Origin of the sequence: Rathayibacter oskolensis, from assembly GCF_900177245.1 — a bacterium.
In the GTDB taxonomy this organism is placed as follows: domain Bacteria; phylum Actinomycetota; class Actinomycetes; order Actinomycetales; family Microbacteriaceae; genus Rathayibacter; species Rathayibacter oskolensis.
Genome location: NZ_FXBM01000002.1, coordinates 848,947 through 874,145 on the forward strand (window position 1 = coordinate 848,947; position 25,199 = coordinate 874,145).

A 25,199-nucleotide genomic window follows, 5' to 3' on the forward strand; every position below is an offset into this window, starting at 1 on the left:
CACGGACCCGCGAGGGTCCGTGCCTCCTTCTACGTCGCGATGAGCAACCCCAGGCGCACCACGGAGTCGACCTCGACGTCCTCCGCGCGCCGCACGGAGGACTTCAGCGGCACGATGAAGCCGCCGTCCTTCGGCCAGAGCGAGGTGGTCCAGGTGCTGGCGCCGAGTGCCACGGTCACCGGGATCATGCCCCAGCCGTAGGTGACGTGCGCGGCGACGGCGGCGATCGCCTCCGCCTGATCGCCCGGCACGCTCACGAAGTGCCACGGTGCCGGCCCCCGCCAGAAGAAGACGACTCCCTCGAACTCGAGCTCCATGCGGGCCAGCGTACGACCGACGGGGACCCGTCCGGCAGACGCCGGTGCGACGCGGGAATAGCACGGGGCGTCCTGCGTTGAACTTGAGCGTAACCGACTCAACTTCTTCCAGGAGGACTGGTGCCCGATAACTTCAATGAGGCCGGAGCGAGCTCGTTCGACGACTTCCTCGCCCGCTACCTCGACGGCGAGCGAGCTCGCCAGGCGCGGTCGATCGACCTCAGTCGATTCCTCACCGCCCGTACCCAGGGCATCCTGCAGGCTGCAGGACGCTTCGCGCTCGAGCGCGGTCAGACCGAGCTCGACGCGCTGCACGTGCTGCGCGTGCTCATCGACGACGAGACCGTCGCCCAGGCCGTTCAGCGCATCGGCGTCGACCCCGCCGCCATCGCGACGGCCACGGAGGCGCGCCTGCCGCAGGCCAGCGACGGTCAGGCCTCGCAGAACGCCGCGACCATCACGAACAGCGCCCAGCGCGCCCTGTTCCACGCCTACCAGGTCGCCCGCTCGAGCGGCTCGACCTACATCGACCCCGAGCACGTCTTCTTCGCCCTCGTCCTCGGCCAGGACGCCCCCGCGGGCCAGGTGCTCGCCCGTGCCGGAGTGACCGCCGAGGCGCTCACCCAGGGCATGCGCGAGACGGTCTCCGCGGGTGCGGCGCCGGAGGAGAGCCCCGTGTCCTCCTCCTCCGCCTCCGAGACCCCGATGCTCGACAAGTTCGGCACCGACCTCACCGAGCTCGCCCGCGAGGGCCGGCTCGACCCGGTGATCGGGCGTGCCGACGAGATCGAGCAGACCGTCGAGATCCTCAGCCGCCGCACCAAGAACAACCCGGTGCTGGTCGGCGAGGCCGGCGTCGGCAAGACCGCGATCGTCGAGGGGCTCGCGCGCGCCATCGTGGCGGGCGAGGTCCCCGAGCAGCTGCGCGACAAGCGCGTCGTCTCGCTCGATCTCCCGGCGATGCTCGCGGGCACCCGCTACCGCGGTGACTTCGAGGAGCGCCTCACCACGACCATGGACGAGATCGCCGCCCACGCGGGCGAGCTGATCGTGTTCATCGACGAGGTCCACACCGTCGTCGGCGCCGGCGGCGCGGGCGAGGGCGGCATGGACGCGGGCAACATCCTCAAGCCTCGCCTCGCGCGGGGAGAGCTGCACCTGGTCGGTGCGACCACGCTCAAGGAGTACCGCACGATCGAGAAGGACCCGGCCCTCGAGCGCCGCTTCCAGCCGGTGCGCGTCGGCGAGCCCGGGATCGAGGACGCCGTCGCGATCCTGCACGGCCTCCGCCCCGCCTACGAGGAGCACCACCGCGTCACTTTCACCGACGACGCCCTGCGCGCCTCCGTGGAGCTCTCGGCCCGCTACCTCACCGACCGCGTGCTGCCCGACAAGGCGATCGACCTGATCGACCAGGCCGGCGCGCGCCTCCGCCTGAAGCTGGGCACCGGAGTGGACACCGCGGCTCTGCTCGAGAAGCTCGCCACGCTCGAGGGCGCGAAGAACGCCGCCGTCTCGGGTGAGCACTACGAGGAGGCGTCGCGTCTGCGCGACGAGATCACCGCGGTCCAGGCCGCGCTCGAGGCCGCGACGGGTCACGTCGCCCCGGAGGCGGTCGTCGGCGAGTCCGAGATCGCAGCCGTGGTCGCCCGCGCCACCGGCATCCCGGTGTCGCGGCTGACGGAGGGGGAGCGCGATCGCCTCGCGCACCTCGAGACGGAGCTGCACCAGCGCGTGATCGGCCAGGACGACGCGGTCACCGCGGTCGCCCGCGCCGTGCGCCGCAGCCGCACCGGTCTCGGCGACGCCTCTCGCCCCGTCGGGTCGTTCCTGTTCCTCGGCCCGACCGGAGTCGGCAAGACCGAGCTCGCCCGCACGCTCGCGGGGTCGCTCTTCGCCGATGAGCAGTCGGTGATCCGCTTCGACATGAGCGAGTTCGGCGAGCGGCACACCGTCTCCCGGCTCGTCGGCGCCCCTCCCGGGTACGTCGGCTACGACGAGGCGGGCCAGCTGACCGAGCGCGTGCGGCGGAACCCGTACTCCGTGATCCTCTTCGACGAGATCGAGAAGGCGCACCCCGACGTGTTCAACCTGCTGCTGCAGGTGCTCGACGACGGACGCCTCACCGACGGCCAGGGTCGCACGGTCGACTTCCGCAACACGGTGATCATCATGACCTCGAACCTGGGGTCGGAGTTCCTCGCGTCGCGGTCGGGTGCGCTCGGCTTCGTCGCGACGAGCGACGACAGGGCCGAGGGCTTCGCCTCGGAGAAGGACCTGCGCGACCGCGTCATGGGCCGCCTCCGCGAGGCGATGCGCCCCGAGTTCCTGAACCGCATCGACGAGATCGTGCTGTTCCGCCGCCTCGGTCGCGCTCAGCTGCGCGAGATCGTCGGCATCGTCCTCGAGGCCACCCGGGCCCGCCTCGCCCCGCGCGAGGTGTCGCTCGAGGTGACGGAGGCGGCCGTCGACTGGCTGGCCGAGCACGGCTACGAGCCGCAGTACGGCGCCCGCCCGCTGCGCAGGCTGGTGCAGCGCTCGGTCGACGACCGCATCGCCGACCTCTTCGTGAGCGGTGAGGTGGCCGACGGAGGCGCGGTTCGCGTCGACGCGGCCGGCGGCGAGCTGGTCGTCACCTCCGCGGCGCAACTGCCCCTGGCGGCCTGACCACCGCACCACCGCACCGCCCCGGCCCCGTCGGCTCCGCCTCTCGCAGAGCCGACGGGGCCTTCGCGTGCGGGCCGTCGCACTCTCGGCGGCGCTGCGCACCTGCTTGCGTGCGCGAGCACGGCCGGATAGACACGGGAGCACGAGAACCGGAGGCACGATGTCCAATCCGCGCTACTACGATCCGGTCGGACAGGCGATCAGGACCCTGCTGATCCTGAGCCTGGTCTGCTTCGGGCTGGCCCTCGGGCTGTTCGCCCTCGATGTCGTGACCCCGGGCACGATGACGGACGCGCGTCGCCCGTACGCCGAGGCGAGCGGGGCGCTCGCGTGCTTCGGGATCCTCGGGCTGTTCGTGCACTTCGCGACGGTGGCGATCGTGGGCGCGATCCGCGGGCGCGGCCAGTAGCCGCCGGGGGTCACCTCCGGCTCGCAGGAACGCGTTCGGCTCGCAGGAATCCGGGGATCCTGCGAGCCGAACGCGGTCTCACGAGCCGGAGACGGCCGTCAGGGGCACTTCTTCGCGCTGACCGAGACCTTGAGGGTCGCATCCGGTGCGACCGAGGAGCCGCCGGCCGGATCCTGACCCGTCACCTGGCCGGCGTCGGGAGCCCTCGGGTCCTCGGTGCAGGCCAGGGTGATGCTCGCGAAGCCGGCGGCTCCGAACGCGGCCTTCGCCGCCTCCAGGTCCTGACCGACGACGTCGGGCACCGTCTTCTGGTTGCCGTTGCTGGTGAAGACGGTGATGCCGCTGCCCGCCTCGGCGGAGCCCGACGGACTCTGGCGCGTGACGGTGCCGACCGCGGCATCGCTCGCCTCCGCGCCGCCCTCGACCACGCTGAAGCCGGCGGCCTCGAGCTTCGCCTTCGCGTCGGCGAGGGCGAGACCGGTCACATCGGGGATCTCGACCTTCGGCACGACCTGGAGGGAGCCGTCGGCCTCGGGGAAGGCGTCTCCGCCGTACTTCGCGTTGGCGGCCGCCATCACGACCGGCCAGATGCGGTGGCGGGCGGTCGCCGCCGATCCGGTGTCGAAGGCGTAGCGCGGCGCACGCAGGCTCGCGTCGCCCTTGATGTTGAAGACGCCGACCGCCGTGGCGACCCGGGTGCTCGCTCCGGTCATCCAGGTGGCGACCGCGTTGTCGGTCGTCCCGGTCTTGCCGATCAGCGGGGTGCGGTCGGGCGTCCTCGAGGCGACGGCGGTGCCTCCGGAGGTGAAGGTCGACTGGAGCGCGACGGCGGCCGTCGCCGCGACGTTCCGGTCGATCGACTGCCGGCAGTTCGCCGTCGGGACCGGCTGCTCGGCACCGGCCGCATCGGTGATGCGGTCGATGGCGATCGGGTCGCAAGTCGTCCCGCCGGAGGCGATGGTGGCGTAGGCGCCGGCCATCGACAGCGGAGAGACGTAGTTCGTGCCGAGGACCGTCGCGGGGTAGCGGTCGAGCTCGCCGTCGCTGCCCTGGACGACGCCCATGGCCGCCGCGGTGTCGCGGATCCCGCAGAGGTCGAGCTCTCGGGCCATGCCGACGAACCCGGTGTTCAGCGAGGTCTTCGTGAAGCTGATGGCCGTGCCGACCTGGCCGCCGCCTCCCTCGTCGTTGCGCGCGCTGGTGTCGTTGCTGGTCGTGGTGCCGCCCGGCTCGCAGGAGTCGGTGAAGGTGCCCCAGGTCGCCTTGCGGGTGCCGTCGACCCGCTCGTTGATGCTGTGCCCCTCCTTCAGCCACTCGACGAGGGTGAAGAGCTTGTAGGTCGACCCGGGCTGGATGCCCGAGGAGCCGCCGTAGGCCTTGTCGGTGCTCAGGTTGATCGCGCTGTAGCTCGGGTCGTTCGTGAGCACCTCGGGATCCTGCGAGTACTTTTTGTTCTGCGTCATCGCCAGGACGCGGCCCGTGCCCACCTCGACGCTGACCGAGACCGCGCCGACGTCGAAGTTCCAGGTCTGGGGGACCTCCGCGTTGACGGCGCCGACCGCGGCGCTCTGCAGGTCGACGTCGAGCGTCGTGTAGACGTCCTGTCCGCCGCGGCGGAAGTTCGACCAGCGGGTGTCCTCGTCGGTGCCGAAGATCTCGTTGTTCTTCAGCACGTTGGTGACGTAGTCGCAGAAGTAGCCCGCGTCGCCCGCGGAGGAGCAGCCGGTGCTGGGCTGGGTGATCTGGGGCTCGACCGGCGTCGCGATCGCGGCGTCGTGATCCTCCTGGGTGATCTTCCCCTCCTCGAGCATCTTGCCGATGATGTAGTCGCGGCGCTCCTTGTTGCGGGCGTAGCCGTTGGCGGCGCCGTTGTCGGGGTTGTCGGGCTGGTCGATGCGCAGGTTCGCCGGGTTGTTGACGATCGCGATGAGGCTCGCGGCCTGCGCGATCGAGAGGTTCGCGGCGGTGGTGTTGTAGTAGTAGTTGGCCGCGGTCTCGATACCGTAGGTGGTGCCTCCGAAGAACGCGATGTTGAGGTAGCCCTGAAGGATCTGGTCCTTCGTGTACTCCTTCTCGACGCCGATGGCGAGCTTCATCTCGCGGAGCTTGCGCTCGGGGGTCGTCCGGGTGGCCTCGTCGATCGCGGCGGCGCGCTCGGCCTCGTCGGTGATGTTGCGGACGGCCTTCTCGACGAGCACGTTCTTGACGTACTGCTGGGTGATCGAGGATCCGCCCTGGACGTCGTTGCCGATGACGTAGGTCTGCGCGACGGCGCGCAGGGTGCCGGGGAGGTCGACTCCGCCGTGCTCGTAGAAGCGCGGGTCCTCGCCCGAGACGGCGGCGTCCTTGGCGAACTGCGAGATCGCGTCCAGCGGCACCTCGATGCGGTTCTCGACGTAGAAGGAGGCGAGCAGCTGCGTGGAGCCGTCGGACCTGGTCGCGTAGATGTTGCTCTTCTCGGAGAGCTTGTCGACCTCGAGGTACTCGGGCAGGCCGTCGAAGATCCCGATGGACTGGTTGGCTGCGACCCCGGCGATCGCCACGGCGGGCGTGACGGTCGCGGTGACGAGCACTCCGGCCACGACGCTCATGGACAGGAAGCCCACGGTCGCCTTGACCACACCACCGACGGTCCTGTTGTCCGACGCCAAACCTTCTCCTTCGGTACCCCCAGTTTCACGCCGCAATGACCGACGCCCTAGCACGTTCTGCGCCAGGTCAACCTCGACAGACTAACCCGAGACCTTCCGAAGGCGAAGGGCCGGTCCGGGGGCTGACAAGCCACTGGGTGCTCGGCGGGACACATGCAGGACCGCGGCCCGATGCTCGCGGCCTCCGCTGAGTGGTTCCGTCGACTGCATGCAGTCCGGCTTCTTCTGCGTGCTCCATGAGCGGTTTCTCATGCGCGACGGAAGAGACCGCACCATCGAAGGCGTCGGGCGAGACGAGAGGCTCCTCCACAAGGCATCCGGATTGCTCCATACACATGTGGCCGCTACGGTTCGAGGAATTCTCACCCCCTCGACAGGAGATCCTCATGTCCTTCTCTCGGCGCGCCAGCGCTCTCCTCCTCTCGGCCGCCGCGCTCGCCACGAGTGCCCTCATCGCCCCGACCGCCTCCGCGGCCGAGAGCCAGTGCCCCACCGGGTTCAGCTGCGTCTGGACCGACGCGAACTACAGCAGCAGCTACTCCGGTCGGGGCAACGCGAACTACACGGAGTGGTACGCCGTGGGCGGCTACGTCTTCAACGACACGATCTCGAGCCTGAAGAACCGATACCCGGGGCGGAAGATCTGGTTCCAGCACGCCGACCGAGGGGGAGCGCAGCTCTGGATCACGCAGAACTACAAGATCGCCAATCTGCAGAACGCGGGCACGGGCCTCGCCAGCCACCCGAACTGGAACGACTTCATCTCGAGCGTCGACTGATGGGAGCGACCCGCCGAGCCGCGCGGGCGGTTGTCGCCGTGTCGTGTCTCGCCCTCACCGCGTGCTCGGTGGGCGCTCCCTCGGGCGGCCCCACCGAGCCCCCCGAGGACGTCGACATCAGCGCCTACTCGGACGTGCACGCGGTCCTCGACCGCTCGGCCGAGTCGATCGTCTACCCCATCGATGCGTTCTTCATCAGCCGGGCCGACCTCGGTCGTCTCGCCCAGGCCAACGCGTTGCTCTGGGACGACTGCATGCGCGAGGGAGGCCGGACGTACCCTCCGGCGGAGTTCGATCTGACGCAGTCGGTCGACGCACCGGACACGGCCTTCGGGATCTGGAGTCCCGACAGCGCTGACCGTTTCGGGTACGCACTGGACCCTTCCCTCGACGACGACATCGAGACCGCGAATGCAGCGCTGATGGCCGCGAGTCAGGCGGATCCGGGATGGGACGCGGCTTTCGACGCGTGTCTCGAGTCCGTCGAACGCCTTCCCGAGCTCGGACGCGACTTCGCCTGGGAGACCCCGCAGATCTCCGATCTCCCGCAATCGATCCGGAACGACGCGGGCATGCTGGCCTCCACCGACCCCGTCTGGGAGGACGCCCGCCAGGCCTGGAGCGACTGCCTCGTGAGCAGGGGCCTGACGCTCGACACCGAGGTGGAGGGCTCGTGGGCCCCCGAGATCCCCGAGGATCCCGAAGCGGCGATCAGGACGGCGGTGCTCGACGTGCAGTGCAAGGAGGAGACCGGACTCGTCGAGACGCTGAGCTCGCTGCACGCCCAGTACCAGGCCGCCCTGATCGATCGTCACCGGGCCGCACTGGACGAGGTCGCCGAGAAGGAGCGCGAGATCGTCGCGCACGCCGACGAGATCATCGCGACACGCGGAGCAGGCGGATGACGGAGCGGCCCCACGTCCGCCTGCCGGCGATCGCCCGACCCCGGACCCTCCTCGCGTTCGTCGCGGTGGTCGCTCTGGTGGGTGCGACCGGATACCTGCTCGGAGCGTCCACGAGCTCGACCGCCGACCTCGATGCGGTCGCGGCTCAGGCGCCGCCCGCGGTCGACGCGGCGGTCGAGCTCCGCTCGATCACTCCGGCCCGGTCGATCCAGGGCACGGTCGCCGCCGGCGACACCGTCACGGTGCCCTTCACCGGGATCACCGCTCCCGCCGTCCTCCCCTTCGTCACCGAGGTAGGGGCCGGTGCCGGTGCGGCGCTGACGAACGGCGGGCTGCTGATCGCCGTCGCCGGGCAGCCCCGCATCGCGCTGCGCACGTCCTCTCCTCTCTACCGCGATCTCCGGGTAGGTGACGTCGGTGCCGACGTCGAGTCGTTCGAGGCGGCCCTGAAGGCGGCCGTGGGAGGGGAGTTCGACGTCGACGACACCGTCACCGCCCTGACGCTCGAGGCGGCCGAGGAGCTGTGGGACGGCCTCGGCTACGACCTCCCGTCGGAAGAGGGGGAGGCGACCGCCGCCTCCTCGACCGGGACGAGCGGAACGGCATCCACGTCGACCGTGACCCCGGCCGCGGCGCCCGGATCGCCTGCCGTGCCCGCCGCGACTCCGGCCGAGCCGGAGCCCTACGTCGACGTCACCCAGATCGTGCAGCTCCCGAGTGACTCGGTCACCGTCCTCAGCATCCTCGCTCCGGGAGACACGGCGACAGCCGACGCACCGCTCGCCACGCTGCAGACGAGTCCCCGCCGGATCGTGGCCCGGGCGACCGTGGTCGATGCGGAGGCGTTCTCGCCGGAGGCGCCGCTCGTGCTCCGGACCGACGGGCGTTCGGAGCAGAGCGCCCGGGTCGGCCGGTTGGGAGACTTCGTCGACTCCGACGGGACCGCCCAGAGCGCTCCCGGGAGGGACGTCCTCGTCGACCTGCCGGCGGACTGGTCGGACCTGGCCGAGAGCTCGACGGTCACGATCACGACCGTCGAGGCGGGAGCCCCCGTCCTGGCGGTGCCGCTCGCGGCCGTGCAGGACGCCTCCGCCGCGCCCTTCGTCGTCGTCGTTCGGGCGGCGGAGTTCGCCCGCGACGAGGAGGTGGCGATCACGGTGCTCGCATCGGGCGACGGCTGGGTGCAGATCGACGAGGCGTCCGGCCTGGTCGAGGGGGACTCGATCGCGGTGAGTCCGTGACCGGGCCGCTCCTCTCCCTCCGCGGCGTCTCCCGCCGCTACGCCGGGTCGGCCGGCGCGCCTGCTCTCGACTCCGTCGACCTCGACCTGCATGCAGGGGAGTTCGTCGCGGTGGTCGGCCGTTCGGGTGCGGGCAAGTCGACACTGCTCAACGTCCTCGGACTCCTCGACTCCGCCGACGCAGGAGAGTACCGGATCGCCGGTCTCGACGTGGCGACCCTCGCGGAGGCGGAGCGCGACGCCCTCCGCTCCCGGACCTTCGGCTTCGTGTTCCAGGACTCCTTCGTGCTGCCGAACGAGACCGTGGCGCGCAACGCCGCTCTCCCTCTCCGCATGCGGGGGGAGGCGCGCGACGCTCAGATCGGCGCGGTCGCCGAGGTCCTCGACGAGTTCGGTCTGCTGCCGCTCGCGGAGCAGCCGGCGGGCACCCTGTCGGGAGGGGAGCGCCAGAGGACGGCTCTCGCGCGCGCGATCGTCGGCCGACCCGCTGTGATCCTCGCGGACGAGCCGACCGGCGACCTCGACTCGGGCACGACGGCCGTCGTCATGGACCTGCTCGTCGAGCTGCACCGCTCCGGCGTCACCGTCGTCCTCATCACGCACTCGGCCGAGGTCGCGGCCGTTGCCGAGCGCACCGTCCGGATCGCGGACGGCCGGATGGAGTCCGACACCGGCGCCACCGGAGCGGGGGAGCCGAGGACCGGATCGCCGGCCGATGGCGACTCTCCGACCCGGGCGTCCGTTCGCGCACCGCGGGCGCGCCGACGCGCCGGCTGGCTCCTCGGCGACGCGGTATCGGCGCTGCTGCTCTCGCCGGCCCGCACGGTGGGGATCCTCGCCGCCTTCGTGATCGCCGTCGCAGGACTCGTGACGTCGGTGGGCATGAGCGCGACCGCGGCGCAGCAGATCACCCAGCGGCTCGACTCCGCTGCGCTCGATCAGGTGACGGTGCGGATGCCCGCTGTCTCGAGCACCGAGGATCTCCGGCGCGCCGCCGAGGCGATCGGCTCGCTCGACGGCGTCCTCGCAGCGAGCCCGCGGACGACCCTGCCGGCCGCCGTCGCACGACCCGAGCGCTGGATCGGCGGCTCCTCGGTCACGACCGACGCGCCGGTGCTCGCTGTCGACCGGGCGTTCCTCGACGCGCTGCACCTCTCGGTCGCGCCGCGGACCGCGGCTGACTGGCTGGATGTCGAGGACACGGTGCCGGTCGCGCTGCTCGGACGCGGAGCGGCGGACGACCTGGGCATCCCGACCACGCGCACCGGGGACACGATCCGGATCGCGGGTCAGGCGGTGACCGTCGCGGGCTTCGTGACGTCCACGCCCCGGGATCCCGCGCTCGCCGAGTCGATCCTCGTCTCCCTGACCGACCTGACGGTGCCCCCGCAGTCGGACCTGCACGTCGTGGCGCGGACGGTCCCCGGACGGCCGGCCGCGATCGCGGAGTCCATCCCGCTCGCGGTCGATCCGGGCCGTCCCGAGACCGTGGTCGTCCAGACGGTCGCAGACCTCCGCCTCCTGACGCGCGGAGTGAGCAGCGATCTCGCTGCGAACCTCCTCGTCATCTCGGCGGTGCTCCTCCTCCTCGTCTGCTTCAGCAGCGCCACCTCGATGTTCCTGACGGTGTCGGCGCGCACGCGCGAGATCGCGCTGCGCAGGGCGGTCGGCGCGACTCGGCGCGACATCCGAGGCCTCTTCCTCGTCGAGGGGACGGCGATCGGAGTCGCGGGCGGCCTCTCCGGTGCGGCGCTCGGCACGCTGACGACCACCGTGCTCAGTGCTCTGCAGGGCTGGTCGCCCGTCGTCGACCCGACGAGCGCGCTGGTCGGAGTCGCCGCGGGAGTGGGGGCCGGGGCGCTGTCCGCCGTCGGCCCGGCGCTGCGCGCCGCCCGCGTCGAACCCGCTCTGGCGCTGCGCGCGGGGTGACCGACGCGGCCCTCGGAGGAGCGCCTCCGGGCACCGGGTGGACGCCGGAGGGACACGTGGATGTCGCCTGCGGGCCGTAGCGTCTGCGGCATGACCGGACTCCCCCTCCTCGCCACCGACGACGTCCAGCTCCGCTGGGCCCGTCCCGAGGTGCTCGACTCGTCGCGGCACCGGATGCTCCGCCTCCTCACCCTCGCCGAGCGCCTGCGCTACGAAGCCACCGGCCGCCGCGAGACGCGCGACAGCTTCCTCCTCGGCCGTGTCCTGGTCCGCGAGCTCGCCGCCGAGACCCTCGGCATCGACCCGCTCGAGATCATGGTCGACGCGCGCTGCGACCGCTGCGGAGGCCCGCACGGCCGCCCGGTCCTCGGTGGCGAGCACCCCGCTCTCGAGCGCATGCGGATCAGCATCGCCCACTGCGACGGCGCGGTCGTGGCCGCGCTCGCGACCGGCCGCGATCTGGGCATCGACGCCGCGCGCACCAGGACCGTCCGCGACCGGGTCGCCTCGGGCGAGGCGACCGCCGAGCAGATCCTGCACGAGCTGCGCGCCCAGGCGGTCGCCAAGGCCGACGGTCGCGGCTCGACGAGCGAGGAGCCCGTCCGCTTCCGCACGCGCGAGGGTGCGACGGAGGCGTGGATCGAGGGCTCGGAGCGCTACTTCGCGGTCTCGGAGCCGATCGTGCACTCGGCGCTCGTGGTCACGCTGGCGGTCGCGCAGGACTGACAGGGGCCGCCCCGGTCACCGCGGCGCGCGCACCGTCGCCAGCGAGTCGACGTGCAGCGGCGCGGTCTGCCAGCGCGCCGAGAACGTCCCGCTCTCCGGCGACACCCGCACCTGCAGTCGGTGCGGTGTCTCGAGGAAGACCACGTCGACCAGCAGTGCTCCGTCCTCCGCCCGGCCGGCGCCGGCCGCATGCACCCCGGAGGCGACCCACTCGCCGGTCCCCGGCGCGAGCAGCAGCCGCTCGTCACCCTCGATCAGGGCGATGGTCCAGGGGTCGCCCCCTGCGATCTCCACCGCTGTCAGGGAGGAGGGCTCCGAGCCTGTGGCGGGGGAGTAGCGGCCCGGTGCGGGAGCGTCGGCCGCCGACGCGAGAGGAGGCAGGGCGAGCGAGGCCAGGCGCGCGGCCAGCGCCGCGTCCGCCTCCGCCGACGAGGCGCGGCCGACGGCCGGCAGCAGGTGCTCCCAGACGCCCGCCAGCAGCGCCCCGGTGTCGGTGGTCTGCCCGGTGATCGCGACGACGAGGTCGTGCTCGGGCACGATCAGGCTGAACTGACCGTAGGCGCCGTCGGCGCGGTAGCCGTGCTGGGAGCGCCAGAACTGGAAGCCGTACCCCTGCACCCAGTCGGTGCCGCCCTCGCCGGGGGTGGCGATGTGGGCGCGCGACGCCTCGGCGACCCACTCCGGAGTGAGCAGCTGCTCGCCGTTCCAGCGGCCGTCCTGCAGATAGAGGAGTCCGAGCTTCGCGGCGTCCTCCGTCGTCGCGTGCAGTCCGCTGTAGCCGATCTCGCGCCCCGACTCGTCACGGGTCCAGGCGACCTCGCCGATCCCGAGCGGGTCGAGGAGTCGCGGCCGCAGGTAGTCGACGAGCGACTCGCCGCTCACGCGCTGCACGATCGCGGCGGCGGCGAACGTGCACGGCTGGTTGTAGGCGAAGACGCTGCCCGGCTCCTCCTCGGGAGGCGTGAGCAGGAAGCCGCGGACCATGTCGACCGGGTCGATCTCGCGGGCCCGATCGATCGTCTCGCTGCGGTGGCCGCTGGCCATGGCGAGGACGTCGCGGATGCGGATCCTCCGCGAGCGCGGATCCGTCACCTCGGCGTCGAGCTCGGGGAAGTGGGAGAGGACGGTGTCGTCGAGGTCGAGCAGCCCCTCGGCGGCGGCGAGTCCGACGGCCGTCGAGGTGAAGCTCTTGCTGAGCGAGTAGAAGAGGTGGAGGCGCTCGGCGCTGTAGGGCGACCACCAGCCCTCGGCGATGACCTCGCCGCCGTGGACGATCACGAGCCCGTGCAGCTCGACCCCCTCCGCGGCCTCGAGCGCATCGAGGAGGTCGAGGACGCCGCGGGCGTCGACGGACTGGGCGGACGGAGTGCTTCTCGGCAGTGAGACGGTCATGCTCCGATGCTACGGCCGGCTATGCGACCGTCTCGGCGGGGAACGGGCCGAGCCCGAGGAGGAAGCGCAGGATCTCCTCCGCCGGGGCCCGCACGGCGGGGCCGCGGCCGAGCTCCCACTCCGCATCCGTCGGGACGAGAGAGCGACCGCGGATCGCCGCGCGGATGGGCAGCGGACCGCGCTGGAGCCGATCGAGCGCGACAGCGCCCGAGATGCGGGAGGGGAGGCCGAGGTCCGAGGCGAGGGCGAGCTCGACGCGGACCACCTCGACGAGCTCAGCGACACCGCTCGGGCCGCGCCCCGCCCGCCGCGACGAGGCGAGCGCGGCGAGAGCTCCGGCGAGAGCCGGCGTCTCGGGGGGAGCGGCGGCCTCGCGCGCGCCGATGCGCGTCGCGAGGCGCTGGCCGGTGCTGCTCGAGAGCCGCACGATCAGCTCGCCGAGCAGAGCCCCGGAGACGGCACCGGCCGCCTCCTCCTCCATGACGGAGGGGGAGACGGCCAGGACCGCGAGGTGATCGAGCCGGTCGGCGACCGGCAGCCGCCAGTCGTTGCTGACCGTCGACTCGTCGGACGACGGCCCGGTGCTCAGCGGGAGGAACCGCGACCAGTCGGGCACGACTGCCGGGCCTAGCGCCCGCCCGAGCGGCGCTTGTTGTAGACGTCGAAGGCGACCGCCAGCAGCAGCACGAGGCCCTTGACCGCCTGCTGCCACTCGACACCGATGCTCATGATCGACATGCCGTTGTTCAGGACGCCGATGATCAGACCGCCGATGATGGCGCCGCCGATCGTGCCGACTCCGCCCTGCACCGCCGCGCCGCCGATGAAGGCGGCCGAGATGGCCTCGAGCTCGAAGCCGTCGCCCGCCTTCGGGCCGGCCAGGTTGAGGCGGGCGGTGAAGACGAGACCGGCGAGCGCCGCCAGGACGCCCATGTTCACGAACAGCCAGAAGGTGACGTTGCGGGTCTTGATGCCCGAGAGCTCCGCCGCGTGCAGGTTGCCGCCGATGGCGTAGACGTGACGGCCGAAGACCGAGCGGTTCATCACGACGCCGTAGATCATCACGAGCACGGCCAGCACGATCAGGGTCACCGGGATGCCCTTGAAGCTGGCGAGAGCGAAGGCGAAGGCGCCGATGACGAGCGCGACCAGCACGAGCTTGGTGACGAACCACGCGCCGGGCTCGACGCTCTGGTTGTACTTCTGGCGACCGCGGCGGGTGCGCACCGACTGCACGGTGAACGCGACGATCGCGAGCGCGCCGACGCCGAGCGACAGCGGATCGAGAGCGGTCTCGCCGAAGAGGTCGGTCAGGAAGCCGTTCCCCAGGGCGCGGTACTCGGTGGGGAAGGAGCCGATGTTCGCATTGCCGAGCACCACGAGCGCCAGGCCTCGGAAGATCAGCATGCCCGCCAGGGTCACGATGAACGCGGGTATCCCGACGTAGGCGATCCAGAAGCCCTGCCAGGCTCCGACCAGGGCGCCGATCAGCAGCGACAGGACGATCGAGAGCCACCAGGGCAGCCCCATGTTCACGGCGAAGACGCCCGAGACGGCTCCGACGAACGCGGCGATCGAGCCGACCGAGAGGTCGATGTGCCCGGCCACGATGACCATCACCATGCCGATGGCGAGGATCAGGATGTAGCCGTTCTGGACGATCAGGTTCGAGATGTTCTGCGGACGCAGGAGGATCCCGTTGGTCATGATCTGGAACAGCAGCACCACCACGATGAGGGCGATGAAGATGCCGTTCTTGCCGAGATCGCCGAGCACGTGGCTCAGCCGCTTCGTGAACGCGTTCTCGACGGGCTTCACCTGCGCTCCCGCCGCGGTCGACGGTTCGTTCTGCAGATCGGTCATCGTTGCTTCTCCTGAGTCATGAGGGTGAGGACCGCCTCCGGCGTCGCCTCGGCGATGGGCAGCTCGCCCGTGATGCGGCCCTCCGACAGCGCGTAGACGCGGTCGCAGATGCCGAGAAGCTCGGGCAGCTCGGAGGAGATCACGATGATCCCCTTACCCTCCGCCGCGAGCCGGTTGATGATCGTGTAGATCTCGTACTTCGCTCCCACGTCGATGCCGCGGGTGGGCTCGTCGAGGATGAGGACGTCCGGGTCGGAGTAGATCCACTTCGACAGGACGACCTTCTGCTGGTTGCCGCCCGAGAGCTTGCCGGTCTTGGCGAGCACCGTGGGCGACTTGATGTTCATGCTCGAGCGGTACTCGTTCGCGACCTCGAACTCGCGGTTGTCGTCGACCAGACCGCCGCGCGCGACCTTCCCGAGGGAGGCGAGCGAGATGTTCCGCTTGATGTCGTCGATGAGGTTGAGGCCGTAGTACTTGCGGTCCTCGGTGGCGTAGGCGAGGCCGTGGGCGATCGCCTCCGACACGTTGCGGATGCGGATCTCCTTGCCGGCCTTGAAGACCTGGCCCGAGATGCGGCTGCCGTAGGAGCGGCCGAAGAGGCTCATCGCGAATTCGGTGCGTCCGGCGCCCATGAGCCCGGCGATGCCGACGATCTCGCCGCGGTGCACCGTGAGGTTCACCTTGTCGACCATCACGCGGGACGGGTCCTGCGGGTGGTGCGCGGTCCAGTCGACGACCCGGAGGATCTCCTCGCCGATGTGCGGCGTGTGGTCGGGGTAGCGGTGGTCGAGATCGCGCCCGACCATGTCCTTGATGATGCGGTCCTCGGTGACGTCGTCGTGGGCGATCGTCTCGATGGTCTTGCCGTCTCGGATGACCGTGACGGTGTCGGCGATCTTCTTGATCTCGTTCAGCTTGTGGCTGATGATGATCGACGTGATCCCCTGCTCCTTGAGGTGCAGGATCAGGTCGAGCAGGTGATCCGAGTCGTCGTCGTTGAGTGCGGCGGTGGGCTCGTCGAGGATGAGCAGCTTGACCCGCTTCGAGAGCGCCTTCGCGATCTCGACGAGCTGCTGCTTGCCGACTCCGAGGTCCTGGATCTTGGTCGTCGGGTTCTCGCGCAGACCGACCCGGGCCAGCAGCGCGGCCGCCTCCTGGTTGGTCTTGTTCCAGTCGATCAGCCCGGCGAAGCCGCGGACCTCGTTGCCGAGGAAGATGTTCTCGGCGATCGAGAGGTAGGGGCTGAGCGCCAGCTCCTGGTGGATGATGACGATGCCCTTCGCCTCCGAGTCGCGGATGCTGGCGAACTGCATCACGTCGCCCTCGAAGACGATGTCGCCCTCGTAGGTGCCGTGCGGGTACACCCCGGACAGCACCTTCATCAGCGTCGACTTGCCGGCGCCGTTCTCGCCGCAGATGGCGTGGACCTCGCCGCGCTCCGCGTTGAGGGTGACGTCCTGCAGCGCCTTCACGCCCGGGAACGTCTTGGTGATGCCGCGCATCTCGAGGATGTTCGTGGTCACGTACGCCTCCATTCCTTCATAGAGCCGGGCCCCCTCGCGGGGGCCCGGCGGACTTCAGCAACAGCTTGAGCACACGTCTCTCGGTCGGGAGACGTTGTTCGCGGTTCTCGGTGGGGTGAGATGCAAGGCGGAGGAGGGCGCGATACCGGAGGTATCGCAACCGACGACAACGCCGCAGATCACCCCGCCGAGGACCGCGAGGGGTCAGCCGTTGACTTCGGCGTCGGTGTAGTAGCCGCCGTCGACGAGGACCGACTGGATCTGGTCCTTGGTGACGATGACCGGGTCGAGGAGGTAGGACGGGACGACCTTCTCGCCGTTGTCGTACGTCTCGGTGTCGTTGACCTCGGGCTCGGTGCCCTCGAGCACGGCCTGAGCCATCGAGACGGCCTCCTTGGCGAGCTCGCGGGTGTCCTTGTAGATGGTCGCGTACTGCTCGCCGGCGATGATCGCCTTGACGGAGTCGAGCTCGGCGTCCTGGCCGGTGATGACCGGGAAGTCGGTGCCGACGGTGTAGCCGGCGTCGGTGAGCGCCGAGATGATGCCGCGGCTCAGGCCGTCGTAGGGCGAGAGGACGCCCTGGACCTTGGATCCGTCGGAGTACGTCTTGGTGAGGATGTCCTCCATGCGGCTCTGCGCCACCTCGCCGTCCCAGCGGAGCGTCGCGACGGTGTTGAAGTCGGTCTCGCCGCTCTTCACGTCGAGCACGCCCTCGTCGATGTAGGGCTGGAGGGTGTCCATCGCGCCGTTGAAGAAGAACGTGGCGTTGTTGTCGTCGGGGCTTCCGGCGAACAGCTCGATGTTGAACGGACCGGCGGGAGCGTCGGCTGCCGCGGCGCCCTCGAGGTCGGTCAGGCCGAGGCCGGCGAGGAGCGAGGTGGCCTGCTGGACGCCGACCTTGTAGTTGTCGAACGTCGCGTAGTAGTCGACGTTCTCGGAGTCGCGGATCAGGCGGTCGTAGGCGATGACCGGGATGTCGTTCGCGGCCGCCTCCTCGAGCACGCTCGTCAGGGTCGTGCCGTCGATCGAGGCGACGATCAGGGCCTTCGCGCCCTTGGTGATCATGTTCTCGATCTGCGAGACCTGGGTGGGGATGTCGTCCTCTGCGTACTGCAGGTCGACCTCGTAGCCGGCCTCCTCGAGCTGCGACTTGACGTTGTCGCCGTCGGCGATCCAGCGCTCCGAGGACTTGGTGGGCATCGCGACGCCGACGAGGCCGCCGTCGCCCGAGCCCGAACCGGAGCCGGAGTCGGATCCGCCGGCGCAGCCGGCGAGGGAGAGGATCATCGCTCCGCCGGCGATGCCGGCGACGAGAGCGCGCTTCATTGTGGTCACTGTGTTTCCTTCGTCATTGAATGCAGTGGGGGGTCGCCGCTGCGGTGCGTGCGTGCGGTGGTGATGCCCATGTGAGCGATCACATTGCGTCATGCTAGCCCCGCTGATGGGTTTCGTGTCAACGCTCATGTCTCGACTCGGTAACGGCCCTTGCGCATCGAGCGGCGACGCGCGGGGCGACCGGACGCCGGACCGCGGTGACTCCTCGACCGCCTCCGCGCCCGCTGTCAACCGTCGATGAGCCGGAAGCTCCTGCCGCCCCCGGGTGTTGTGTCCTTCACTGTCGAAAGGACGAGAGACATGACCAAGACCTGGTTCATCACCGGCGCATCCAAGGGCTTCGGCCGCGAGTGGGCCGAGGCGGCCCTCGAGCGGGGCGACTCCGTCGCGGGGACGGCCCGCCGCATCGGGACCCTCGACGCCCTGGTCGAGCAGTACCCCGACACCTTCCTCCCGATCCGCCTCGACGTGACCGATCGCACCGCCGGCTTCGCGGCCGTCCAGCAGGCCGCCGAGCGCTTCGGCCGCCTCGACGTCGTGATCAACAACGCGGGCTACGGGCACTTCGGCATGATCGAGGAGCTGACCGAGGACGAGGTCCGCTCGCAGCTCGAGACGAACGTGTTCGGCGCGCTCTGGGTGACGCAGGCGGCGCTGCCGATCCTGCGCGAGCAGGGCTCGGGCCACATCATCCAGGTCTCGAGCATCGGAGGCATCAGCGCCTTCCCGTCGATCGGCGCCTACCACGCGTCGAAGTGGGCGCTCGAGGGCTTCAGCCAGGCGCTCGCCGGCGAGGTGGCCGAGTTCGGGATCCACGTGACCCTCGTCGAGCCGGGCGGGTACTCGACCGACTGGTCGGGTGCCTCCGCGTCGCGCAGCGAGCCAATCGCGGCGTACGACGCCGTCCGCGAGGCGGCCGCCCGCCGGCCCACCGCCTCCGCGAAGGGCGACCCGAAGGCCTCGCGCCTCGGGATCCTCGCGGTGGTCGACGCGGAGGAGCCGCCGCTGCGGATCTTCTTCGGCCGCGCCCCGCTGGGGATCGCGACCGCCGACTACGAGTCGCGACTGGCGACCTGGAACGCGTGGCAGGACGTGTCGATCGCAGCGCACGGCGACTGACGCCCCGCGGCCGGGCGGGCTCTCGACGCCCGGCCGTCGGCGCGTCAGGCCCTGGCGGACAGCGTGAGGGTGCGGGGCAGGGCCGTCGAGCCGCGCACGACGAGCTGGGGAGCGATCGGCGGCGCCGCCTCCGGCCGCTCGCCCTCGATCAGGTTCAGCAGCGCCGCCACGCAGCGACGGCCGAGCTCGGCGAAGTCCTGGCGGACGCTGGTCAGCGGCGGCCAGTAGAACGCCGCCTCCGGGATGTCGTCGAAGCCGATGACGCTGACGTCCTCCGGCACGCGGACGCCGCGCTCGTGGAAAGCGCTCATCAGCCCGAGCGCCATCTGGTCGTTGGCCGAGAAGACGGCCGTGAAGTCGAGGAACCGCGCGAGCTCGAGCCCCACCCGGTGACCGCGGTCGGCACTCCAGTCGCCGAGGATCGGCGGCCGCAGCGGCACGTTCCGATCTCCGAGCTCGGCGAGGTAGCCGCGCATCCGCGCCTCCGCCTCGATCCAGTCCTGAGGGCCGGCGAGGTGGACGATCTCGGTGTGACCGAGATCGATCAGGTGTGCGGTGGCCATCCGCGCGCCCGCCATCTGGTCGACGTAGAGCGCGTCGTCCCTCTCGTCGTCGGAGGTCTGCAGCGTGACGTTCGGGATGCGCAGCGCGACTCCCGAGAGGATGTCGAACACGCGGATCTGCGGCGCGATCACCACCAGCCCCTCGACCGCCTGGTTGAGCAGGTGGCGGATCCCGGCCTGGATCGACTCGCCGTCGGTGCCGTCGACGTTCGCCGTCACCACCAGGTACCCGGCGTCGCGGGCGGCGACCTCGATCGCCTGGATGCTGGAGGCAGGGCCGTACTGGAGGCTCTGCGACGACAGCACGCCGATGGTGCGCGTGCGGCTGGTCACCAGCGCCCGCGCGGCGAGGTTGGGCCGGTAGTCGAGCGCCGCCATCACGTCGAGCACGCGCTTCTTCGTCTCGGCGCGCAGGCTCGGGTGGTCGTTGAGGACGCGCGAGACGGTCTGGTGCGAGACCCCGGCTGCCCGGGCGACGTCGTAGATGCTCGGCGCCCGGGCCGCGGGCTTGTCTTCCGGCATCGGGCACCGTGGCTTCCTGTGATGGGGCGGCGCCTCGTCGCAGGGACCGTGAGAGCCCGCGGCGGCGCGGGACCCGCCCGTCCGCGGGCGCGTGTGAGCACACTTTACGTCTCCTCTCGCCGGGTGGGCTCCGAGCCCTCCCGATCCGGGGCCGGCGGAGGAGCGCCAGGGCAGGGTCCGAGCGGGTGTGCCGGACGGTCGAGCAGCGGGCTCCGGATCCGCGCAGACTCCGCCGGGTAGCGTGGCGGGATGCGCCTCCTCCTCATCCGCCACGGACAGACCCCCTCGAACGTCGCCGGACTGCTCGACACCCGCATCCCGGGACCCGGGCTGACGGAACTCGGTCGTGAGCAGGCGGAGGCGCTCCCGACGACGCTCGCGGGCGAGGGCATCGGCGCGATCGTCGTCTCGAGCATGCGGCGCACCCACGAGACCGCCGCGCCCCTGGCGCAGGCGCTGGGGCTGGAGCCGATCGAGCGCGACGGCATCCGCGAGATCGCGGCGGCGGGGCTCGAGATGCGCGGCGACGAAGCAGCGGTCACCGAGTACATGGACACCGTCTTCCGCTGGGCCGACGGCGAGACCTCGCTGCGGCTCGCGGGGGGCGAGACCGGGGACGAGTTCGCGGCGCGCTACGACGCGGTGGTCGCAGAGGCGGAGGCGTCCGGGAATCCTGTCGTCGCCGTCGTGAGCCACGGGGCCGCGATCCGGTGCTGGGCCGGACTGCGCTGCCGGGGCCTCGACGCACGCTTCATCGCCGACCACCTGCTCGACAACACGGGCGTCGTCGAGGTCGAGGGCTCCGGATCGACGTGGACACTGCTCTCGTGGGAGGGCGAGCCCGTCAGTGGGATCGGCGCGGCGGCACCCTCCGGTCCGGCGGGGGAGACGACGGACTGATCGCGGCCGGCGGGCCTGTGGGGGATCTTCACGAGAAGCCCCGCCGCACCCCGCATGCCGGTCGCGGCATGCACCGCAGCGCTCGCCTCACCCCGCCGCGTGCCTCCCCCGGGCGAGCGTCCCCTCCGTGAGCCGCAGCACTCGATCGGCCGAGGCCTGCACCGAGGCGTCGTGCGTGGCGATCAGCGCGGTGGCCGACTCGGCCTGCACGACCGACCGCAGCAGATCCACGATCGCCGCACCGGTCGCCGCGTCGAGCTGCCCGGTCGGCTCGTCGGCGATCAGCAGTCGCGGCGAGTTCGCCAGCGCCCTCGCGATCGCCACCCGCTGCTGCTGACCGCCCGAGAGCTCGCCGGGCCGCGACCGACCCCGACCCGCGAGCCCGACCAGGTCGAGCAGGTGCGCGACGCGGTCCTCGCGCGTCGCCGGATCCTCGCGGCGCAGCCGCAGCGGCAGGCCGACGTTCTCGGCGATGGTGAGGTGGGGCAGCAGTCCGAAGGTCTGGAAGACGAACGCCATCGAGTCGCGCCGCAGCCGGGTCCGCCCGGCGTCGTCGAGCCCGGTGACGGGCTCCCCGTCGAGCACGACGGTGCCGGAGGTGGGGACGTCGAGTCCGCTCACGCAGTTCAGCAGAGTGGTCTTGCCCGAGCCCGATCGCCCCGAGACCGCGACGATCTGGCCGCGGGGGACTCGGAACGAGACGTCGTGGAGCGCCGCGACGTCGCCGGCGGGCGTGCGGAAGGTCCGGGTCAGCCCCTCGACCACGAGGACGTCGGTCACGGCGTCTCCTCCTCGGGCGAGGCGTCGGCTCGGTGCTGCGGCCAGACGCCCACGTGGTCGCCCTCGAGGGTCAGGCGCACGCGGTCGACGAGGTCGAGCGCCTCCCGGTACTCGGCCGGCAGCTGGAGCCGGCCGACGCGGTCGAGCACCGCGAACTCCTCCGCCGTCATGCTGGCGCCGCTCGGATCGAGCTCCTCCCTGCGCAGGGTCTCGGACGAGATCCGGCCGTCGCGGATGGCGACGGTCCGCCGCACCTGGCTCGCGACGGCGGCGTCGTGCGTGACGATCACGACTGTGCAGCCGAGCTCCTCGTTCACAGCGCGCAGGGCGGCGAAGACCTCGTCCCCGGTGCGGGCGTCGAGCTGCCCGGTGGGCTCGTCCGCGAGGAGCACCTGCGGGGAGCCGGCCAGGGCGACGGCGAGCGAGACGCGCTGCTGCTCGCCTCCGGAGAGCTGAGCGGGCCGCCGGTCGGCCCGCTCGCCGAGCCCGAGCAGGGTGAGGAGCTCGCGCGCCCTCGCGCGCCTTTCGCGCCGGCCGCGTCCGGCCAGCGCCAGCGGGAGCGCGACGTTCTCGGCCGCCGAGAGCGAGGGCAGCAGGTTCCGCGAGGCCTGCTGGCGGACGAATCCGACCGTCGAGCGGCGGTAGTGCACGAGCTCGGCGCCGCGCATCGCGGCCAGGTCGTGGCCGGCCAGCCGCGCGCGCCCGGCGGTGGGGGCGTCGAGCCCCGACAGGATGCCGAGCAGTGTCGATTTGCCCGACCCGGAGGCGCCCACGATCGCGAGCACGTCGCCCTCGTCGACGAGCAGGTCGAGCCCCTGAAGGGCCTGCACCTCGACTCCTCCGGCGCGGAACACGCGCACGAGACTGTCGCAGGCGATGAGCGCCTCCGCCCCGTACTCGCCGCCTCCCTGGCGGGTGAGTGCGCTGGTGACCGTCATGATTCCTCCCCGGATCGCAGGACGTCGGATGTGCGGATTCGGCTCGAGAGCGGTGCGTCGACCGCGAGCGCCACGGCCAGCGCGGCGAGCGCCGCACCGAGCACGCCGGGCAGGAGCCACGGCGGGACCGAGACGACAGCGGTGCCGCCGACGAGCGTGTCGACCCCGAAGGCGGGCCAGGCGACGCTCAGGACGGCGGCGGCGGTGACCACTCCGCCGAGGACGCCACCGGCGACCAGCGGCACGAGCTCGCCCGCGGCGAGGGCGAACCGCGTGCGGCCGGGCACCCCGAGCGCGCTGAGGAGGGCGAGGGTGCGGCCTCGACGCCTCGCTCCGATGACCGTGGTCACGACCAGGGCGAGCACGGCCAGGGCGCCCGTCGCGAGCAGGGACTGCAGGGTCGCGTCATCGGCGCCGGAGACGAGCGCCGCGCCGCGCTGCCGGTCGAGGACGTCCTCGCGCAGGGTGACGACTCCGGCGGTGATCCCGGCCGTCTGCTCGCGGACGTCGGGACCGACGGCGAGCACGGTGCCGGGGTCGGCGAGGGCCGCGCGCCGCGCCTCGGCCGTCTGGTCGTCCGTGGCGCCGTCGACCGCGAGGGCGGCGAGGAGGCTCTCGCGGTCCACGAGGACGAGGCTCTCCTCTCCCGGCAGGGGCGCTCCCGCCGCGACGACCTCGACGGGTGCGCCGCCGAGGTCGAGCGTGAAGACGTCGGAGCCGACCCGCGAGGCCAGACGCGCGTCGACGAGGGCGGGGAGCGGCCGACCGGTGGGCGCCGGCACCGCGAGCGCGCCGACCGCCGGAGCGGCCGCCTGCAGCGGCTGGTCGGCGGGGAGTGCGGCGAGCAGCGCGGCGTAGTCGGAGTCGACGGCCCGGACCGTCGCCGTCGTCGAGCGGGAGGCGCCCTCGACTCCGATCCGGTCGAGCTCCGTCACCGCGGCGGCTGTCGCCCCGGCTCCCGCCAGCTCGTCCGCGAGCGCGACGCCCCCCGGTGCGCCGTCGACCCGCGCATCGGCGCCGACGGCCTGCCACGACTGCGCCTCCTGGCCGGCGGCGACGCTCTGGAGCAGCACGAGGGAGGTGACGGCGGCGCTCGCCGCGAGGACGACGGCGACGAGGGTCAGCATCGAGCGCCCCTCCTGGGCGCCGGCGCCGGCGAGGAGCGTCCCCGGCCCCCTGGTCCGCGCCGCCGCCGTCGCGAGAGGGCGCGCCACGGTGGAGGCGAGGGGGGCGAGCAGCACCGTCACCACCGCCGCGCAGAGCACCGGCGCGACCAGGGCCAGCGGATCCACGCCCGCCGCGGCCGTCCCGCCTCCGGTCCTCAGGGCGAGGATCGACGCGGCGGCGACGGCGACGAGAGCGCCCGCGCCGCCGAGGCGGACCGCCCGCGCGCGGACGGAGGGCACGGGTCGCAGCAGGGGACGCAGCGTGGCGACCACCGGGGCCGCCGCCACGATCGCCGCGATGCCGAGCATCAGTCCGGCGTCGGACGCGCCGGGTGCGACCGCCGAGGCGAGAGCGACACCGAGGAGCGTCACCGCGGCGGATTCGGCGGCCGCGTGGACCCCGATGACCCCGAGCGAGGCGCCGTGGGAGCGCAGGAGGGCGATCTCCGGCCGACGGCGCCGGGCGAGGGCGGTGCCCGAGAGCACCGCCACGAGCACCGCGACCCCCAGCAGGCCGGCCGCCAGCGTCGAGAGCTGCGCGGTCGCCGCGGCGACGGCCGGGGGGAAGCCCTCGAGCGCCTCCTCCCACCCCGAGACCGCCGTGACGCTGAGCGGGGCGCCCTCGGTGAGGGTCCAGCTCGCGGTCTCGACGGCGTCGATGCTCCCGCCCGCCGCGGTCGTCCTCTCGAGGTCGAACCAGGCGGGGTCGAACGAGACGCGCACCGTGCCGCTCGAGGGCCCCGGGAAGCGGGGCGCGACGACGTCGAACGACGCGGGGTCGGTGAGGACCGTGAACGAGGGGACGTTCCGTGCGCTCGTGAGGTCCCAGACTCCGGGCAGATCGGTCCAGCGGGCGTCGCCCGGATCGTCGGTCTCGACGATCCCGGTGACGACGAGGGTCACGTCGGAGTCGGGGGTCGCGCCGTCGATCGCGACGGTGCTGCCGACCGCCAGGCCGGCGGCGGCGGCGTTCGCCGCGGAGACGACGACCGGGACCGCCCCGGCATCGGGTGCGTCCGGAGGAAGAAGCCCCGAGACCGGCCGCACCGCCCCGGCTGCCGACGGAGCGAGCACGCCGATCCGCAGATCGACCGTGCCGCTCGGCGTCGTCGCCGCGAGCTCGGGGCTCAGGACGCCCGTGTCGATCTGCCGGGCGGCGTCGGCGAGCGTCGTCGGGAGCCGGTCGGGCAGCTCGGAGGCGAAGGTCGCGAGTCGCTCGGCCGTCGTCGTGTCGTAGCCGGACGCGTCGGCGACGGAGGAGCGCAGCAGCAGGTCGGCGTCGCGGCCCGCCGCGGCGACCGCCTCCCGCGCCGCGGCGTCGAGAGTGGACTCGATCTCTCGCGGAACGGCCAGTGCGATCGCGCAGGCGAGGGCGGTCACGAGGAGGAGCCCGAGCAGCGCGACCAGGTCGCGGCGGGCACGGCGGAGGACGAGGAAGAACGCCGTGCCCACGGCCGCGGCCCCGCGCATCC

Annotated in this window: 20 protein-coding genes; 9 read left to right on the top strand and 11 right to left on the bottom strand. The window is 72.0% G+C overall.

Features of this window, described 5'->3' with window-relative positions:
* Positions 1 to 29: 29 nt before the first annotated feature.
* Positions 30 to 317 (bottom strand): DUF1905 domain-containing protein, encoded by a 288-nt coding sequence (locus B9Y99_RS13080; RefSeq protein ID WP_085477000.1) that lies wholly within the window; start codon positions 315 to 317, stop codon positions 30 to 32.
* A 120-nt stretch (positions 318 to 437) separates the two neighbouring features.
* Here B9Y99_RS13080 and B9Y99_RS13085 point away from each other — a divergent pair, with 120 nt between their 5' ends.
* Positions 438 to 2,984, top strand: coding sequence for an ATP-dependent Clp protease ATP-binding subunit (locus B9Y99_RS13085; protein WP_085477001.1), 2,547 nt, complete (start codon positions 438 to 440; stop codon positions 2,982 to 2,984).
* 160 nt (positions 2,985 to 3,144) lie between these two features.
* On the top strand, positions 3,145 to 3,393 hold the full coding sequence (locus B9Y99_RS13090; RefSeq protein WP_085477002.1) for a hypothetical protein: 249 nt from the start codon (positions 3,145 to 3,147) through the stop codon (positions 3,391 to 3,393).
* Between the two features lie 98 nt (positions 3,394 to 3,491).
* Here the strand turns inward: B9Y99_RS13090 and B9Y99_RS13095 are convergent, their stop codons facing one another.
* A complete protein-coding gene (locus B9Y99_RS13095; RefSeq protein WP_085477003.1) occupies positions 3,492 to 6,014 on the bottom strand; it encodes a transglycosylase domain-containing protein in 2,523 nt (840 codons plus the stop codon).
* Positions 6,015 to 6,430: 416 nt separating this feature from the next.
* Here B9Y99_RS13095 and B9Y99_RS13100 point away from each other — a divergent pair, with 416 nt between their 5' ends.
* The 5 genes from B9Y99_RS13100 to B9Y99_RS13120 all read left to right on the top strand — a co-directional run bounded on the left by B9Y99_RS13100 (position 6,431) and on the right by B9Y99_RS13120 (position 11,623).
* Entirely contained in the window at positions 6,431 to 6,823 is a 393-nt protein-coding gene (locus tag B9Y99_RS13100) for a peptidase inhibitor family I36 protein (RefSeq protein WP_165759623.1), read from the top strand.
* Positions 6,823 to 7,728: a hypothetical protein gene (locus B9Y99_RS13105; RefSeq protein ID WP_085477005.1), complete on the top strand. Its 906-nt coding sequence runs from the start codon at positions 6,823 to 6,825 to the stop codon at positions 7,726 to 7,728. The genes B9Y99_RS13100 and B9Y99_RS13105 overlap by 1 nt, the downstream gene beginning before the upstream one ends.
* A complete protein-coding gene (locus tag B9Y99_RS13110; RefSeq protein WP_085477006.1) occupies positions 7,725 to 8,969 on the top strand; it encodes an efflux RND transporter periplasmic adaptor subunit in 1,245 nt (414 codons plus the stop codon). Before B9Y99_RS13105 ends, B9Y99_RS13110 begins: the two co-directional genes overlap by 4 nt.
* A complete protein-coding gene (locus B9Y99_RS13115; protein WP_085477007.1) occupies positions 8,966 to 10,897 on the top strand; it encodes an ABC transporter ATP-binding protein/permease in 1,932 nt (643 codons plus the stop codon). Before B9Y99_RS13110 ends, B9Y99_RS13115 begins: the two co-directional genes overlap by 4 nt.
* 90 nt (positions 10,898 to 10,987) lie before the next feature.
* On the top strand, positions 10,988 to 11,623 hold the full coding sequence (locus B9Y99_RS13120) for a 4'-phosphopantetheinyl transferase family protein (protein ID WP_085477008.1): 636 nt from the start codon (positions 10,988 to 10,990) through the stop codon (positions 11,621 to 11,623).
* A gap of 15 nt (positions 11,624 to 11,638) precedes the next feature.
* On the opposite strand, the gene B9Y99_RS13125 is transcribed toward B9Y99_RS13120, so the two are convergent.
* The 5 genes from B9Y99_RS13125 to chvE all read right to left on the bottom strand — a co-directional run bounded on the left by B9Y99_RS13125 (position 11,639) and on the right by chvE (position 17,730).
* On the bottom strand, positions 11,639 to 13,015 hold the full coding sequence (locus tag B9Y99_RS13125) for a serine hydrolase domain-containing protein (RefSeq protein WP_085477009.1): 1,377 nt from the start codon (positions 13,013 to 13,015) through the stop codon (positions 11,639 to 11,641).
* A 19-nt stretch (positions 13,016 to 13,034) separates the two neighbouring features.
* Positions 13,035 to 13,631, bottom strand: a complete 597-nt coding sequence (locus B9Y99_RS13130) for a hypothetical protein (RefSeq protein WP_085477010.1) — start codon at positions 13,629 to 13,631, stop codon at positions 13,035 to 13,037.
* An 11-nt stretch (positions 13,632 to 13,642) separates the two neighbouring features.
* Positions 13,643 to 14,878, bottom strand: a complete 1,236-nt coding sequence (gene mmsB, locus B9Y99_RS13135; RefSeq protein ID WP_085477011.1) for a multiple monosaccharide ABC transporter permease — start codon at positions 14,876 to 14,878, stop codon at positions 13,643 to 13,645.
* The gene (mmsA, locus tag B9Y99_RS13140) at positions 14,875 to 16,404 is read right to left on the bottom strand and encodes a multiple monosaccharide ABC transporter ATP-binding protein (protein ID WP_085477410.1); all 1,530 of its coding nucleotides are present in this window, start codon (positions 16,402 to 16,404) and stop codon (positions 14,875 to 14,877) included. Before mmsA ends, mmsB begins: the two co-directional genes overlap by 4 nt.
* A gap of 204 nt (positions 16,405 to 16,608) precedes the next feature.
* Complete coding sequence (gene chvE / locus B9Y99_RS13145; RefSeq protein ID WP_085477012.1) at positions 16,609 to 17,730, bottom strand: multiple monosaccharide ABC transporter substrate-binding protein; 1,122 nt, start codon at positions 17,728 to 17,730, stop codon at positions 16,609 to 16,611.
* 309 nt (positions 17,731 to 18,039) lie between these two features.
* On the opposite strand from chvE, the gene B9Y99_RS13150 reads away from it, so the two are divergent.
* Positions 18,040 to 18,858 (top strand): SDR family oxidoreductase, encoded by an 819-nt coding sequence (locus B9Y99_RS13150; protein WP_085477013.1) that lies wholly within the window; start codon positions 18,040 to 18,042, stop codon positions 18,856 to 18,858.
* 44 nt (positions 18,859 to 18,902) lie between these two features.
* On the opposite strand, the gene B9Y99_RS13155 is transcribed toward B9Y99_RS13150, so the two are convergent.
* The gene (locus B9Y99_RS13155) at positions 18,903 to 19,943 is read right to left on the bottom strand and encodes a LacI family DNA-binding transcriptional regulator (RefSeq protein WP_085477014.1); all 1,041 of its coding nucleotides are present in this window, start codon (positions 19,941 to 19,943) and stop codon (positions 18,903 to 18,905) included.
* Positions 19,944 to 20,192: 249 nt separating this feature from the next.
* On the opposite strand from B9Y99_RS13155, the gene B9Y99_RS13160 reads away from it, so the two are divergent.
* Positions 20,193 to 20,843, top strand: coding sequence for a histidine phosphatase family protein (locus B9Y99_RS13160; protein WP_085477015.1), 651 nt, complete (start codon positions 20,193 to 20,195; stop codon positions 20,841 to 20,843).
* Between the two features lie 87 nt (positions 20,844 to 20,930).
* Here the strand turns inward: B9Y99_RS13160 and B9Y99_RS13165 are convergent, their stop codons facing one another.
* Genes B9Y99_RS13165 through B9Y99_RS13175 form a run of 3 tightly spaced genes read right to left on the bottom strand, consistent with a single transcriptional unit; the run spans position 20,931 to position 25,197 of the window.
* A complete protein-coding gene (locus tag B9Y99_RS13165; protein ID WP_208856954.1) occupies positions 20,931 to 21,623 on the bottom strand; it encodes an ABC transporter ATP-binding protein in 693 nt (230 codons plus the stop codon).
* Positions 21,620 to 22,561 carry an ABC transporter ATP-binding protein gene (locus B9Y99_RS13170; RefSeq protein ID WP_085477016.1) on the bottom strand — a complete coding sequence of 314 codons (942 nt, stop codon included), beginning with the start codon at positions 22,559 to 22,561 and terminating at the stop codon, positions 21,620 to 21,622. Before B9Y99_RS13170 ends, B9Y99_RS13165 begins: the two co-directional genes overlap by 4 nt.
* Entirely contained in the window at positions 22,558 to 25,197 is a 2,640-nt protein-coding gene (locus B9Y99_RS13175; protein WP_085477017.1) for a hypothetical protein, read from the bottom strand. Before B9Y99_RS13175 ends, B9Y99_RS13170 begins: the two co-directional genes overlap by 4 nt.
* Positions 25,198 to 25,199: the final 2 nt, after the last annotated feature.

Excerpts from the sequence above, each read along its gene's own strand:
- B9Y99_RS13080 (WP_085477000.1), bottom strand. The coding sequence starts at position 317 with ATGGAGCTCGAGTTCGAGGGAGTCGTCTTCTTCTGGCGGGGGCCGGCA.
- B9Y99_RS13090 (WP_085477002.1), top strand. The coding sequence starts at position 3,145 with ATGTCCAATCCGCGCTACTACGATCCGGTCGGACAGGCGATCAGGACC.
- B9Y99_RS13100 (WP_165759623.1), top strand. The coding sequence starts at position 6,431 with ATGTCCTTCTCTCGGCGCGCCAGCGCTCTCCTCCTCTCGGCCGCCGCG.
- B9Y99_RS13105 (WP_085477005.1), top strand. The coding sequence starts at position 6,823 with ATGGGAGCGACCCGCCGAGCCGCGCGGGCGGTTGTCGCCGTGTCGTGT.
- B9Y99_RS13110 (WP_085477006.1), top strand. The coding sequence starts at position 7,725 with ATGACGGAGCGGCCCCACGTCCGCCTGCCGGCGATCGCCCGACCCCGG.
- B9Y99_RS13120 (WP_085477008.1), top strand. The coding sequence starts at position 10,988 with ATGACCGGACTCCCCCTCCTCGCCACCGACGACGTCCAGCTCCGCTGG.
- B9Y99_RS13125 (WP_085477009.1), bottom strand. The coding sequence starts at position 13,015 with ATGACCGTCTCACTGCCGAGAAGCACTCCGTCCGCCCAGTCCGTCGAC.
- mmsB (WP_085477011.1), bottom strand. The coding sequence starts at position 14,878 with ATGACCGATCTGCAGAACGAACCGTCGACCGCGGCGGGAGCGCAGGTG.
- chvE (WP_085477012.1), bottom strand. The coding sequence starts at position 17,730 with ATGAAGCGCGCTCTCGTCGCCGGCATCGCCGGCGGAGCGATGATCCTC.
- B9Y99_RS13150 (WP_085477013.1), top strand. The coding sequence starts at position 18,040 with ATGACCAAGACCTGGTTCATCACCGGCGCATCCAAGGGCTTCGGCCGC.
- B9Y99_RS13155 (WP_085477014.1), bottom strand. The coding sequence starts at position 19,943 with ATGCCGGAAGACAAGCCCGCGGCCCGGGCGCCGAGCATCTACGACGTC.
- B9Y99_RS13160 (WP_085477015.1), top strand. The coding sequence starts at position 20,193 with ATGCGCCTCCTCCTCATCCGCCACGGACAGACCCCCTCGAACGTCGCC.
- B9Y99_RS13170 (WP_085477016.1), bottom strand. The coding sequence starts at position 22,561 with ATGACGGTCACCAGCGCACTCACCCGCCAGGGAGGCGGCGAGTACGGG.
- B9Y99_RS13175 (WP_085477017.1), bottom strand. The coding sequence starts at position 25,197 with ATGCGCGGGGCCGCGGCCGTGGGCACGGCGTTCTTCCTCGTCCTCCGC.